The organism is Peribacillus sp. P4_B1 (genome assembly GCF_056402395.1).
In genome coordinates, this window is sequence record NZ_JBFUHM010000058.1 from 1 (window position 1) to 14,673 (window position 14,673).

13 protein-coding genes and 1 pseudogene are annotated in these 14,673 nt (G+C 35.6%); 12 read left to right on the forward strand and 2 right to left on the reverse strand.

What is annotated here, in order from left to right; translation table 11 throughout:
- The first annotated feature begins 549 nt into the window (after positions 1-549).
- The 4 genes from AC1DVK_RS22880 (at position 550) to AC1DVK_RS22895 (ending at position 4,315) form a co-directional block, all read left to right on the forward strand.
- The gene (locus AC1DVK_RS22880; RefSeq protein WP_477627449.1) at positions 550-1,491 is read left to right on the forward strand and encodes a ring-cleaving dioxygenase; all 942 of its coding nucleotides are present in this window, start codon (positions 550-552) and stop codon (positions 1,489-1,491) included.
- 96 nt (positions 1,492-1,587) lie between these two features.
- On the forward strand, positions 1,588-2,544 hold the full coding sequence (locus AC1DVK_RS22885) for a ring-cleaving dioxygenase (protein WP_410862142.1): 957 nt from the start codon (positions 1,588-1,590) through the stop codon (positions 2,542-2,544).
- Positions 2,541-3,140, forward strand: a complete 600-nt coding sequence (locus AC1DVK_RS22890; RefSeq protein WP_477627450.1) for an alpha/beta hydrolase — start codon at positions 2,541-2,543, stop codon at positions 3,138-3,140. Before AC1DVK_RS22885 ends, AC1DVK_RS22890 begins: the two co-directional genes overlap by 4 nt.
- A 338-nt stretch (positions 3,141-3,478) precedes the next feature.
- Positions 3,479-4,315 carry an alpha/beta fold hydrolase gene (locus tag AC1DVK_RS22895; protein ID WP_410862115.1) on the forward strand — a complete coding sequence of 279 codons (837 nt, stop codon included), beginning with the start codon at positions 3,479-3,481 and terminating at the stop codon, positions 4,313-4,315.
- Positions 4,316-4,724: 409 nt separating this feature from the next.
- On the opposite strand, the gene AC1DVK_RS22900 is transcribed toward AC1DVK_RS22895, so the two are convergent.
- A complete protein-coding gene (locus AC1DVK_RS22900) occupies positions 4,725-4,946 on the reverse strand; it encodes a hypothetical protein (RefSeq protein WP_061462561.1) in 222 nt (73 codons plus the stop codon).
- A 201-nt stretch (positions 4,947-5,147) separates the two neighbouring features.
- Between AC1DVK_RS22900 and AC1DVK_RS22905 the strand changes: the two genes are divergently transcribed.
- The 5 genes from AC1DVK_RS22905 to AC1DVK_RS22925 all read left to right on the forward strand — a co-directional run bounded on the left by AC1DVK_RS22905 (position 5,148) and on the right by AC1DVK_RS22925 (position 9,687).
- Complete coding sequence (locus AC1DVK_RS22905; RefSeq protein ID WP_410862116.1) at positions 5,148-5,516, forward strand: PadR family transcriptional regulator; 369 nt, start codon at positions 5,148-5,150, stop codon at positions 5,514-5,516.
- Complete coding sequence (locus AC1DVK_RS22910) at positions 5,470-5,784, forward strand: DUF1048 domain-containing protein (protein ID WP_410862117.1); 315 nt, start codon at positions 5,470-5,472, stop codon at positions 5,782-5,784. Before AC1DVK_RS22905 ends, AC1DVK_RS22910 begins: the two co-directional genes overlap by 47 nt.
- Positions 5,785-5,797: 13 nt before the next feature.
- Positions 5,798-6,715 carry an ABC transporter ATP-binding protein gene (locus tag AC1DVK_RS22915; RefSeq protein WP_061462564.1) on the forward strand — a complete coding sequence of 306 codons (918 nt, stop codon included), beginning with the start codon at positions 5,798-5,800 and terminating at the stop codon, positions 6,713-6,715.
- Between the two features lie 5 nt (positions 6,716-6,720).
- Entirely contained in the window at positions 6,721-7,488 is a 768-nt protein-coding gene (locus tag AC1DVK_RS22920) for an ABC transporter permease (protein WP_410862118.1), read from the forward strand.
- Positions 7,489-8,019: 531 nt separating this feature from the next.
- Positions 8,020-9,687 carry a M4 family metallopeptidase gene (locus tag AC1DVK_RS22925; protein WP_477627461.1) on the forward strand — a complete coding sequence of 556 codons (1,668 nt, stop codon included), beginning with the start codon at positions 8,020-8,022 and terminating at the stop codon, positions 9,685-9,687.
- A 491-nt stretch (positions 9,688-10,178) separates the two neighbouring features.
- Here the strand turns inward: AC1DVK_RS22925 and brnQ are convergent, their stop codons facing one another.
- Positions 10,179-11,528 (reverse strand): branched-chain amino acid transport system II carrier protein, encoded by a 1,350-nt coding sequence (gene brnQ, locus AC1DVK_RS22930; RefSeq protein ID WP_477627451.1) that lies wholly within the window; start codon positions 11,526-11,528, stop codon positions 10,179-10,181.
- Positions 11,529-12,186: 658 nt separating this feature from the next.
- Between brnQ and AC1DVK_RS22935 the strand changes: the two genes are divergently transcribed.
- The 3 genes and pseudogenes from AC1DVK_RS22935 to AC1DVK_RS22945 all read left to right on the forward strand — a co-directional run bounded on the left by AC1DVK_RS22935 (position 12,187) and on the right by AC1DVK_RS22945 (position 14,549).
- Entirely contained in the window at positions 12,187-12,672 is a 486-nt protein-coding gene (locus AC1DVK_RS22935; RefSeq protein ID WP_208857050.1) for a hypothetical protein, read from the forward strand.
- 757 nt (positions 12,673-13,429) lie between these two features.
- Positions 13,430-13,549 (forward strand): annotated as a pseudogene (locus tag AC1DVK_RS22940) (SDR family oxidoreductase); the annotation flags it as partial.
- Between the two features lie 478 nt (positions 13,550-14,027).
- The gene (locus AC1DVK_RS22945; RefSeq protein ID WP_477627452.1) at positions 14,028-14,549 is read left to right on the forward strand and encodes a GrpB family protein; all 522 of its coding nucleotides are present in this window, start codon (positions 14,028-14,030) and stop codon (positions 14,547-14,549) included.
- Positions 14,550-14,673 lie beyond the last annotated feature (124 nt).

The window sequence follows — 14,673 nt, forward strand, 5'->3', positions numbered from 1 at the left end:
GTGTTTGCAGCTATGGCAAATAGACTATATCTATATTATTTTATTTTCCAATCACTTTATATTTCCAGCATACTAGTAACTATAAAAAAATTGGAGGGAGTGCAGAAATGGAAGAAAAGAAAGTCACCATAAATAGCTATCTGCTTCTCTGATTGAATAAAGGTGAATCTTCTTGCTATTTCAAATAGTAATCRCAAATTCAATATAGCTTCCTGGTGAAAACTTCAATAATGACAACCTTAACTATAACTATTTTCTCCTTCCGACCTATTTCATATGAATCATTGGAAATCATATATCATCAATATCACTTTTATATCAAAAATGTTGGGCGATACCCCTTTATTTAACCAAACTTAATAATGGATATAGTGAATAATTTTCAAGATTCTTTTTTTAATAAAATTAAAGATCAAATATTTATAGACAATAAAAAACTTCGCATAAAGGAAAAAACACCCTTAAAGTCGTATATACAATTATCGACAAATTGGCGATGCTTTTTTAAGGTTAGTGTCTAACCGGAATAAAAAGGGGAGTGAAAATAAAATGAGTAAAAAAACGATGGGTATTCACCACATTACTGCAATTGTTGGTCATCCTCAAGAGAATGTTGATTTCTATGCAGGTGTATTAGGTTTACGTTTAGTGAAAAAAACTGTCAATTTTGATGACCCAGGTACCTACCATCTTTATTTTGGTAATGAGGGTGGAAAACCAGGAACAATCATGACATTTTTTCCATGGGCAGGAGCTAGTCAAGGGAAAATTGGTGATGGTCAAGTAGGCGTTACATCTTATGTTGTTCCAAAAGGAGCTATAAAGTTCTGGAAAAAAAGACTGGAATCTTTCAATATTCCTTTTACTGTAAGGGAGCGCTTTAGCGAGGAATACTTGGAATTTGATGACCCACATGGGCTACACTTGGAAATTGTTGAAAGGGAAGAAGGCGAAGTAAATACATGGACCTTTGGCGGGGTGACACCTGAGGTAGCTATTAAAGGCTTTGGCGGTGCTACTTTATTATCGGCCTATCCTGACCAAACGGCTGTATTGTTAGAAAACATATTGGGACTAGAATTAATCGGCAAGGAAGGCGGCTTTGCACGTTACCGTTCTTCAGCAGAAATTGGCAATGTCATTGACTTAAAATTAACGCCAATTGGACGCGGGACAATGGGTGCTGGAACCGTACATCACATTGCATGGCGGGCAAAGGATGATCAAGACCAATTGGAATGGCAAAAATATGTTGAGGAAAACGGATATGAGGTAACTCCTGTACGAGATCGAAACTATTTTAATGCGATTTACTTTAAAGAACACGGGGAAATTCTCTTTGAGATTGCAACAGATCCTCCTGGATTTTCTCACGATGAATCTGAAGCGACGATGGGAGAAAAATTAATGTTGCCAGAGCAGTATGAACAGTTTAGAGAGCAGATTAAACAAAGTATTTTACCATTTGAGGTAAGAGAATTAAAGTTGTGACCTGGTTAGCTGGTACAAATTATGCAAAATTAGGTGAGAGTTTTTCCATAGCGAGACTTAATTAATTTCTTAATCAAAGTAATGAAAAGAATGGGAATGGTGAGTTTGCAAAAAACAACAGGGATCCATCATATTACAGCAATGGTGAACGATGCCCAAAGAAGTATTGATTTTTATGCTGGCATACTGGGGTTAAGACTTGTAAAAAAGACGATAAACTTTGATCGTCCAGAGGTCTATCATCTTTATTTTGGAAATGAAACTGGTCAACCTGGGTCTGTTATAACTTTTTTTCCGTGGTCAAACCAGTTAAAAGGTCGAATTGGCACAGGACAGGTTGGAGTAACCAGTTTTATCATCCCAAATCAATCCATTGAATTTTGGGAAAATCGTTTGAAAAAATTTAGAATTAGGTTTATTCAATCCCTACGTTTTGGAGAAAAATATTTACAATTTCAAGATCCGGATGGTCTCGAAATTGAATTAGTGGAACGTAATGAAGGCCCAAAAAATAATTGGAGTTTTGGAGAAGTCGATTCAGAGGTCGCAATTAAAGGGTTTGGTGGGGCTATATTAATTTCAACTCAACCTAATAAAACTGCGGATGTGCTTGAAAACGTATTAGGGCTTGAATGTCTTGGGCAAGAAGCGAGCTTCCTTAGGTTTAAATCGGATGGTCAGTTTGGAAATACAATTGATATTAAGCTAACTCCTTCGGTTCGCGGGTTAAAAGGGGCCGGAACCGTTCACCATATCGCATGGAGGGCAAAGGATGACCAAGATCTTTTGAGATGGAGAACACTTCTTCAAGATAAGGAGTATTATCCGACTGAGATTCGTGATCGAAACTACTTCAATGCTGTGTATTTCCATGAACAAGGTGGTATTCTTTTTGAAATAGCGACCGATCCGCCAGGCTTTTCCGTTGATGAAGCTGTCGCTGAGCTTGGTAATAAACTGATGTTACCATCTTGGCTGGAGCCAAAACGAGAAGAATTAGAAGAAGCCTTACCTACTGTGGAAGTTCGTGTTCTGGAGGGAGACCAATCATGAAACATATATTTAATAAGGGTAAAGATTCAACGAAACCAACGTTATTATTACTGCATGGTACTGGCGGAAATGAATTAGATTTATTACCTATAGCGGGAAGAATTGATGACGGGGCATCAGTGCTAAGTGTCCGCGGAAATGTATTGGAAAATGGAATGCCTCGATTCTTCCGGAGATTAGCTGAAGGTGTATTCGATGAGGAAGATCTGATTTTCCGTACAAAAGAATTAAATGAGTTTCTTGATGAGTCTGCTGCAAAGTATAATTTTGATCGAGACAACATGATAGCTATTGGATACTCAAATGGAGCTAATATAGCTGCTAGTTTATTATTTCACTATCAAAATGCATTAAAGGGAGCCATTCTCCATCACCCGATGGTACCGAGAAAAGGAATTGTTCTTCCTGATTTGTCAGGAAAATCAGTCTTTATTGCTGCAGGTAAAAATGATCCTATATGTTCGCCGATGGAATCTACTGAACTTCAATCCTTATTTGAAAAGGCTAATGCAAAAATTGAAGTTCATTGGGAAAATAGTGGGCATCAATTGACTGTTGATGAAGTTGAAGCTTACTGGTATCGCAGGGCCTTTTAAAATTTGCAAGTGAAATCGACAAATAAGCCTTGATTTTAGGAACGGCTGTGATTCCTAATTCCCTTAATTGTAGATACCCCAATTGGAGTTGCTTAGAAATCACTTATTCGATTTTTCAGTTTTAATTTTTTTCAATGATTTACACACCTTGGTTTAAACAAATAAATTGTAATTAATATATTTTTTTCATAATTTTGCAATTTTAATAGTTGGGAATATAATAATCCTATAAACATTATGTAAAAAAAGTATTTTAAATGTTTTGGATAAAGAGTTTTTTTGATCAGCTAAGCAAGAATATAGGGTTAATAAAGAAACTTCATGGGAGGAATTTTTATATGGCAAAATTTACTGTAGGTAATGAAAATCATGCTCCAATTGAACTTTATTATGAGGATCAGGGTTCAGGGAAACCCATTGTCTTAATACATGGTTGGCCTTTAAGTGGACGCTCTTGGGAATATCAGGTGCCAGCTCTTATTGAAGCAGGTTACAGAGTCATAACATATGATCGCCGAGGATTTGGAAAATCATCTCAGCCGTGGGAAGGATATGAATATGATACACTTGCTTCTGATTTACATAAACTGTTGGAACATTTAAATCTTCAAAATGCCACACTTGTTGGTTTTTCGATGGGTGGAGGTGAGGTAGCTCGGTACATTAGTTCGTATGGAACAGATCGTGTTGAAAAGGCTGTTTTTGCTGGAGCAGTTCCTCCTTATTTATACAAATCAGAGGATCATCCTGAAGGAGCATTAGATGATGCAACAATTGAAGAATTCAAAAGTGGCGTGATAAATGACCGCCTTGCATTTCTTGACAATTTTACAAAGGGATTTTTCGCGGCTGGTAATCAAACAGATTTAGTTAGTGAGCCATTCCGTTTATATAATCGGGATATTGCAGCTAGTGCCTCTCCTAAGGGAACGCTCGATTGTATAACGGCCTTTAGTAAGACAGATTTTAGAAAGGACTTGGAAAAGATCAATATTCCTACTCTTATTATTCACGGTGACTCTGATGCAACTGTACCTTTTGAGTTAAGTGGAAAACGTACATATGATTCCATTCCTGGTAGTAAACTCGCTCTAATAAAGGGTGGTCCGCATGGATTACACGCAACTCATCCAAAAGAATTTAATGAAGCGTTACTAACATTTTTAAAAGACTAATAAAGTAATGGTAGTTTTACTTAAATGAGAAAAGGCATTCATTGTTAATAATATCGTATGAATCAGGTGTTGAAGAACTCATTATCCGTATGCACTTTAGTTGAAAAAACAGCACAAAAGGATCTTCGTTTGGGGCTGTTGACAAATCCCCCTTTAAACAAAGAAAGATGAACATCTACTGAATGTAGTGTTTATCTTTTTTTTGTTTACTATATCTTGTGTCCGGTTATGAAATTCTTTAGTTTGTCAACAGTCCCGTTTGAAGATCCTTTTTCATTCCCATTTTCTCTTTAATTTTGATTAAATGAATAATCTTGTTTTTTCATTTTATAATTTACTCAATCTGATGTATTTTTATGGATTTGAAATAAAGTCTCGATGTTTTGTCTCTATAAAAAAGTTCCCTTCCTTAGAAAAAATTAAGGGTACTTAAATAAAAATAAGTTTCCAAAAACGAAGGTTTTTCCGGTACTTTTCCCGGCAGACCTTCGGTTTTTTTATGCCAATATCTGAAAAAATCCCAATCGTAAATTAATAAAATTCCGTTCCACACTGGAAAGAACTGAACGAAAACGGAGAGTCCAACTGGGCCAAAAAGATGGGTTGGGACTTTTGATAAAGGTGTGTTCATGTAATTTCCTCTTTCTACCGCCGCCTCTTTAAAATCAGTCAGATGTTTTTTCCCTCCTCTTTCGGGAGGTAAGAATGTTCGGTTTTACTACATAAATATAAAAGAAGTAAATAAAAATAAAAAATGGGTTGCACACAACAGCTACTTTGTAATACTATATAGTAGTACTCGGTAATGCTAAGTAGTTTGTTAGGAGGATATATGAAAGATTTAACTGAAATGCTTAAAGGTGTTCTTGAAGGGGTGGTGCTTCAAAAGATCCATGCTGGAGAAACTTACGGCTATGAAATTACCAAGTATCTAAACGATTTAGGATTTGGCGATATTGTGGAAGGAACTGTCTACACCATTCTTGTTCGAATCGAGAAAAAAGGGCTCGTCGAGATTGAGAAGATAAAGTCAGAGCTTGGACTTGCGAGAAAATTTTACACGCTAAACGCTAAAGGAGAACAAGAGTTAAAGGAATTTTGGGAGCGTTGGACATTCTTAGAAGAAAAAATGAATGAAATAAAGGAGAAAAGAAATGTTAAAAAAAATGATGCAAGAAAAAAGAGAATATCGTGCCTATAAAAAACGAGTGAATAAATTACCAGAAGAATACAGAAAGGCGATGAAAGCAATTGAAAAATACATGTGGAATTTTGCAAAGGGATCAGGCATGTTTGAGATTTTAAAAAATATTTTAGAGATGTTTGAGAATAGTGCTACGGATGGCTTAAGCGTACGAAAAGTAGTTGGAGATGGTATTGCCGAATTTGCCGACTCATTATTAGCAGAATTTCCAGAAGAAACATGGATGGATAAAATGAAAAAAAAATTAAGGGATTCAATTGAGTAAAGGAGAGAGAGCCATGAATTCAACAGTCCTTAACATCAAAAATGTAAAAAAGAGCTTTAAAGGGAATGAGGTTTTAAAGGATGTCAATATCACTTTGAAGCAAGGTTCCGTATATGCCTTATTAGGGGCGAACGGTGCTGGGAAAAGTACCCTATTAAAAATTGTTACCGGGTTACTAAATAGTGATGGAGGGAAAGTGACAATCCAAGACATAGATGTCGCTAACAATCCGGTATTGGCACAAAAGTTATTTAGCTTTAGTTCCCAGAATACCACTGTTGACGGAGTACTCACTGGATACGAAAACCTTTATTTAATTGCTAAATTACGACACGAACGCAACCCGAGAAAAGTTGCCGAAAGTTTGTTAGAAAAGTTTGATCTGACTGAAGCCAAAGATAAAGCTGTTTCAAATTATTCAGGAGGAATGTGTCGTCGTCTTGACTTAGCCATGAGTTTAGTTGGGAATCCAGATATCATTTTTCTGGATGAACCTACTACTGGATTGGATCCGAATAGCAGGCAGGAGCTTTGGAATACGATTAAAGAAATGAAGTACCAAGGGAAAACCATCTTTTTAACGACTCAATATTTAGAAGAAGCAGATTATTTAGCCGATCAAATAGGCTTTTTACGAGAAGGGAAAATTGTTGCCAGCGGGACCCCAGATGAAATGAAACGAATTGCTGGAGTAGATAAATTACTTCTTGTATTTAATCGAAATCAAGACGCCGAGAAAGCTTTAAAACTTTTGGAATCTTATTCTCCGATCAAAAATGCAGACTTTGAGATTTCCATAGATTTAGATAAAGAAATTCAAACGACATTGAAAGTATTGAATGCCCTAACAACTGAAAAAATTGACCTCAAAACCTTCAAAATGACTACTCCAACCCTTGATGATGTATTTATGACACTTTCGAAAGGATGAAAATTATGAATGTTTTTCAAAATTTAAGTGATACATTAACGCTTGCAGATCGGATCATTAAACATAATATACGTAGTATCGACACGCTTCTTACGGTTGTCGCGATGCCGGTTATGATGTTATTGGGTATGGTTTTCATATTCGGCGGTGCCATTCAAATTGCTGGGGTGTCTGAAGATGAGTATATTAATTATATTCTTCCCGGAATTCTGTTAATGACGATTGCTACAGGATCTGCTTACACCTCGTTACGGATAAATTTAGACAAAACCTCAGGGATGTTTGACAGATTTAAGTCAATGCCCATAGCCAAATCATCTGTACTGGGGGGGCAGGTAATAGCTTCAGTTATTTTTATGTTAGTTTCAATAATGGTCGTATTAATAGTAGGATTTATAGCTGGATTTAGAAGTGATGCAACATTTGCTGAATGGCTACTTGTGGCACTATTGATCACTCTCTTTTCGCTAACATTAACGTGGATTTCAGTGCCATTTGGATTGGCTGCTAAAGGTATTGAAGGAGCAAGTTCTTTTTCATATATCTTAATAATGCTGCTTTTTGTCAGTTCTGCATTTGTTCCTGTCGAAGGAATGCCGAAGATCATCCGAATCTTTGCGGAAAATCAACCAATGACACCGATTATTCAAACTATTAGAAATCTGTTAGACTCGCAGCCTGTTGGAAATGATCTGTGGGTGTCGTTCGGTTGGATGGTGTTAATAATATTAATTTCATATATTTTTGGATTGAAGGTTTATAGAAGAGTTTAAAGAGTTGTTGCTGTAAAAAAGTAGTTATCTATTATAATTATTTTGTATCAAAGCAGCAAAAGAATATTCTGGAGGAACAAATGATTTTAAGGAAGAAAAAATGAACCCTTTGCTAGCATATATAGCAAAGGGCTTTCAAATTTATTGATTTAGTATCTTCTTCTTCTTTTATCTTGGCTTCTCAAGAATAAAGAAAACGAGACAGTATAGACAGGCCGTCGAGAAATGCAATAAAGGGGGAATATCACTATTTTATCCCCCCTTATTAATGACCCCATAGGTTAATTAATTAATTAATTAATCAACCTTTTATAATTAGTTTAAATTAACTACAAAAAAAGTATAGAAAATCCAATAAATTTAAAGGTATTTTTAATTTCATCACCATGTCAAGTGGTTAATTGTACCTAACATAAGATGTCATCCGGGTTTTAATAGTTTTTATAAAATTAAGATAATTCCAAATATTCATGTAAATTAACTTTTATTAATCTATAATGAAGTCGATGGAAAAAATTGGGGGGTATCGTATTGAAGAAAAAGTTTATTGTTCCTGCAGTTCTATCGTCAGCGTTGTTGGTAGGTTCTATCCCAGCCGGTAATGTATTTGCGAAGCCGGTTGATTCGATGGTGGCTAGTAGTGTACAAGCTTCTAAGTGGAATGAGAAGGCAAACGTTCCTGTTTTTGTGAAGGAGCGATTTGCTGAGAAATTCTCTTCTAGCAACACTTCCAATGCACTAAATTATTTAAAGAAGAACGAAGGTAAAACCGGAATTAAAAATCCAGATAAAAACCTAAAAGTAAAAGATTCACAAAAAGATAAACTCGGTATGACCCACGTTCGCTTTAATCAATCAATAAATCGTGTGAACGTAGAAGGATCCGAAGTTATTGTTCATTTTAATAAGAATAATGAAGTCGTATCCGTCAACGGAAGAGTAAATCAGACGATTGCCGATGATGCGGTGGACACGACTGCCTCCTTAAGCAGTGATGCAGCACTTAAGCAGGCACTATCATCTGTCAATGCCCCTGAAGAGCTAACGTATGAGCCAACTTCTGAGCTTGTAGTCTATCCTTTTGAAGGAAAGAATCATACAGCTTATAAAGTGAATGTTAACTTCATGGGAGATGAGCCTGGCAACTGGTTTGTCTTTGTGGATGCAAACACGGGAGAAATCATCGATAAGTATAATGGTTTAATGCATGCTGATGAAATGAAAACACAAAAAGGTGCTGGAAAAGGGGTACATGGTGCTCACAGGGAATTACATATTACCCAAGTGAAGGAACCTAAATCTGGAACTCAGTTTGCGTTAGCTGATTACTCTCATAATGGTCTTGATGGAATACTTACGTATGATGCTAAAAATGATAATAGTTCCAGTAATGATACTCTATATGTGGGGAATTCTGCTGCATTTATCGGCGATTATGATCGGGCTCTTGTCGATGCACACTATAATTCGGAAAAGGTATATGATTATTACCTTAATGAGCATGGCCGAAATTCTCTTGATGGTGAAGGAATGGCCATCATTTCTAAGGTACACTATGGCAATAATTACAACAATGCATCCTGGAATGGGCGTTGGATGACCTATGGGGATGGTGACGGTGAGTACTTTATTTCACTATCAGCCGGTCTTGACGTTGCTGCCCACGAAATGACTCATGGCGTCATCACTCATACAGCAAATTTAGTTTACCGTAATCAATCTGGAGCACTAAACGAATCATTTGCTGACGTCTTTGGTGCACTTGTTGACGATGATGATTGGGAAATGGGTGAGGATATTATGGCACCAGCTGCTAAAGCTGACGGTGTAACGAGATTGCGCAGCTTAAGTAATCCCAACAGTGTTGTAGTAAGTAATGCGGAAAGAGCTGCATATGGCAGTGGAGTCTATCCGGCTCATATGGATGAATTTTATCACATGCCAACTTCGGTAGATGGCGGCGGTGTCCATGTTAATTCCTCGATTACAAACCACGCTGCATATTTGATTGGTCAAGAAATTGGAAGGCACAAGTTAGGACAAATCTACTATCGTTCAATAAGCGTTTATTTAACGCCAAATTCCGATTTTAGTGACGCTCGTAAGGCTATTGTTCAGTCTGCAATTGATATTTATGGTGAAGGCAGCAAGGAAGAGGCTGCAGCTGCTGCCGGATTTGATTCGGTGGGAATTTACTAAGTATATAATTGGATCCGCCCGCAGGAATCAATATTTTTAGCGGATTTTAGAAGGATATTGAAGTGCGTTTTATGTTCCCCCAGAATAAGAGTTTGGGGGGATTTTTTGTTATGGTCTCACCATCCCCCCATGTGTTGCCACATACACTCTGGACACGTGGAGTGCTGTTCACTACTTGTAAGGAAAGATAAATAAGAGATGTAACAGTGATTAAAGTGCCTTTTGTAAGGCTCTTTAATTTTATTAAGTATAGAGGGTTTTAAATAGATTGAGGACTATGGAGAAAAGGTTATTACATGATGAATCACATTAGATTGAAAATGGAGCCCGGTTTATGCTAATAGGTACTTTACTTTATAAGGGAGTTGCTTCGGCAGCGCTTTTTCTTTAAGGGCATGTTCACCTTTTCAAGGCAGCTAACAGGTGCTGTTCCTATTATAAAGTCAACCAGTAAAAAAATTACTGGTTGACCTTTTTTTAATATGTATTATTTATTTAACTATTCTAGTTGGAGGATTAAGACCAAATTTACCTCGTAGTATGCTACTGCTAAACCCTATAAATCCTCCAACAATTGCTGGGATAATCCATCCTAGTCCTACATCGTACATAGGAAGAATTTTATTAAAAAAATTATTAATGGATGAAAAGTATATACCAGCTCGATTTAATCCATCAAATAAACTAATTATAAATGTTAAAAGTAAGCTTCCTTGATACACTTCAGCTTTCCCTTTAATTAAAGAATGAAAAAATGTTAGGAAAATTAATACAATAGCTAATGGATAAATAGCTGTTAAGAGAGGAACAGAAACAGTAATTAACTGTGTTAGCCCAATATTAGCAACTATTGCACTAAAAATAGATAAACTAATAGCAATTGTTTTGTAAGGTACCTTTGGAAATAGTTTATGGAAGAAGGAAGAACAGGATGTAACAAGTCCTACGCTTGTTGTTAAACAAGCTACTGTAATCATTAATCCTAATAATATCCCGCCATAAGCTCCAAAATAATAATCCGAGACTTTTGCTAATATAGTACCTCCATTTTCCAGGTGCCCAAGTTTTTCTACACTTGTAGCCCCCATATAAGAAAGAGCTGAATACATGGTTGCCAGGAAAAAGGCAGCAATTCCAGTTGCTTTTGCACAAACAACCATAATTTGTTTTTTTGTTCTAGCACCTTTTTCTTTAATGGCATTAATGATGATGATGCCAAAAACAAAAGATGCAAGCGTATCCATTGTTAAATAACCTTCTCTAAACCCATTAAAAAATGGTTGAACTGAATAATTTTTAATAGGTGCTTGAAAATCTCCGATTGGATGATTAAAAGCAACTACTACTAGGATTCCAATGAACGTTATCTTGATTGGTGTTAATATTTTCCCGACAATTCCGACAACTTTCGCGGGATTGATCGAAAAAAGGCACGTAATGCTAAAAAAGATGATTGTAAAAATAAGTAAAGGAACTGGGCCTGAATTTTCGGACAAAAAAGGTTTTACACCGATTTCAAAAGAAACGTTGCCTGATCTAGGCAAAGCAAATAAAGGACCAATGGCTAAATAAAGAATGGTTGTGAATACAATACCAAATACAGGATGTACACGACTTGCTAACGACTGTAAATCATCTTTCCCCGAAAAACCAAGTGCTAACACACCAAGTAACGGTAAGCCAACTCCTGTTATTAAAAACCCTGCATTTGCTGACCAGATATTCATTCCTGCTGATTGCCCAAGCATTGGTGGGAAAATTAAATTTCCTGCCCCAAAAAATAGAGCAAATAACATTAAACCAATAACTACAATAAATGAAAATGGTACTTTATTAGCCAAATTAAAACCTCCATGAATGAATTATATTTTACTTTTTCGAAAAAAGAATTTTCAAAAAATTACTCACAAACCTAAATACATAAGATTGTATCGTATTCTGACTGATAAAATTAATTTCAATATAAATTTAAAAGTTTCTCCTTTTTGGGTGGCCTTATTAAATATGCAATAAGGTTCTTTAAAATTTTAACGACAAGCAGAATATTACTATGATTTCGATTCAAATGATAATCGGTCTGAATTACAGGAAATTCCCATTACTTAGCCCCCTAATAGTAATCAGTAATTATTAACTAAAATACCATTTTATAACTATTGATATATTGTAATACATACTGCTTACTCTTTAAAGGATAAAAAGGAGGAAAAAAACAAGAAATAAAGTTGTCATTGGAAGGTATAAAAGTGGATTACGGACTAAAGGTTATACTTTTGATGAGAGTTCACATATCAACTCAGGGTAAGGATTAACTCATCTTTTTTCTTCTTTAACGAGCGTCACGCAAAGCTTGCTTCCAATAACCCATGACAAAGAAGTTGAGCAATCCACTCATCATCAATCCGTTCTAGAAAAATTTAATTGGATATTTAATCAATCAATCGGGCATCATACTAAAGGACTTTTAAAGGTTTCATTATTAAATATGGAGGGATTTTTATGGATAATAACACCAAGAAAAAAATTGAATCTGAGGTTAGAAAAAGTGTGGATGTTGAGATTGGACAAGATTTAAGTGACTTTAGAAATCAATTAAATAACCTGCAATCTTCACTATCAAAAATACAACAAGGGCAACAACAATCCGGCCAGCAGCTGGGTCAACAAAATCAACAACAATCACAGGGTCAACAAAATCAATTATCGCAACAGATTCAACAATTAAGTGGTCAAACACAACAACAATTACAACAAACAGATCAACAATTACAGGAATCTATTCAACAAGCAATTCAAACTTTAAATCAAGCTTCCCAATATGTTCAAAGTAATCGAGCATTAACTCAAATGAATCAAGCTGTAAGTCAGGCCCAACAGCAGTTACAACAAATGATCGGGGGGCAGCAACAATCCGGACAGCAAATGGGAAATCAACAAGGTCAGCAACAATATGGCCAAATGGGACAGCAAAACCACCTACAATAATGTATTTCTAATAAACATATAAAAATGTGGGGAAAAGACTACACATAACAGAGAAGCCTTGAAAGGTTCATAATGAACGCACAGTGCGTTGGTTCTAAAAAGATCGTTATTATGAACTATACCCCGGATAAGGGACACAAAAAAAAGTGTCCCTTCTCCTTTCAAATTATGGATAATAGAATAATTCTAAAATTTTCTTCCTTCTCAAATAAATCATCCACTCTTAAGGCAGTAAGTTAGAGATGTGGTGATAAGGATTTATTTGTCACCAATAAATTTCGCCCGCTAAATCCCCATAAATCATTTATTCCTAATAGTGCAGAGTCTATTTTCACGAATGTATTAAACAGGCATTTTGTAAAGTTTATTGATGTCTGATTATGCTAAGAAGTATGTTGTACACTGGTTCATCTATGGGACGCAAAAATTTGTGTCAATGTACTTTTTAAAGCCTTGGTATTACTGGGTTTCTCAGTTATCAAGGCTTTTTTTAATTTTATAATGAAAAGGAACTGGTATACTATTTCATCTTGAGCCTTATCCTTGTATTTAGAATAACCATCCACACTTTTTTCTCCGGGTTCCTTTGATACGTGGGCATAGACATTTAAACTCGTCTGCTAGTAAAAACTAACCATAGCCGATTCATTTATTTTCCATAAATCAAATCATGTCTGATATCGTTCATAATTGAAGCACCCAAAATTAAAGAATGATCTATATTTAATCTTCTATAAATTTAATCCAAATCTCTTTAATTCAATTGAAACGAATAGGAAGAGCTGAAGACGTTGGACAAAGTGTACTATACTTGCTCCAAAATAGTTTCGTGACTGGAACCGTTCTTCATGTGGAAGGCGGTCATATTTTAGCTTAAGCCAGCAGTAAAATTGTTTGTTCAATCAGATTGTAAAGCGGCTTTTCATTGAAAGGCCGTGTTTTGAGTATAAAAATATCAAACAGCCGTTATCCCAAGGGATTTCCGGCGTTCCTCAAAAAGAATCTAATGGTATTAGTAATATTAGACGGGAGCCCGCCACGCGTCCATCAAGCCAATCCTCAAAACAAGAAAAACGCTATTCTTTTTGTAGAATCAATACGAGAGGAAGGCGTTTTTTTATGGGCTTCATTAACAACTACAACTCATTACCCAGGAATTATACCGTAATTTATCCCTCGAGCTATTTTGCTAATAATGAACGTGAAACATACGGAAAGAGTGTAAATGACATAGTAAAAGCTAGGAGTTACACGGTATATGCTGAAATTGGGTAGGGGGGGTGCTGTGGCAGCTCTTTTCTCATAGAGCAAGAACAAGATATAATAATTCCTATTAAATGATATGGGTGGGGAATATGGAAAAACCAGTTGTAATCGAAAATTATAATCCAAATTGGTCGAAGGAATACGAGCAGGAAAAAAAGAAGATAATGGGGGTCTTAAAAAAGAACAATATTTGCATTGAACATATTGGGAGTACATCGGTTATTGGATTAGGAGCAAAACCCATTTTGGATATAATGGTTGGTGTTATTGATTTAGAAGAAGCGGACAAATTTATTGAACCCTTAAAACAAATAGGGTATGAATTTGTAGCTCATAAGGAATTTCCAGAAAGGAGGTTTTTTAGAAGAGGACAATGGAGAGCAGGAACACATCATTTACATATATACAAGTTTGAAAGTAGATACTGGAATAATAATATTTTGTTTAGAAATTATTTAAGAACTCATTCTGATGTACTAAAACAATATCATCAATTAAAAAAGGATTTAGCTGTAGAGCATTACCTAGACAGAACTGGATATACTCAAGCAAAAGAACCGTTTATACAAAATGTCCTTGAAAAAGCAAAAGAAGAACAAAAAAATAAATAAAACCTTCTGTCATTAACAATTGCTTTACTTTATTTTTGAAAATAAACTAGTGGAAAGAAATGTATTTGGTTCAGTTCCAGTGACATTAATAAGTAGTAATTTTAGGTAGGAGGAGAGGTAACTC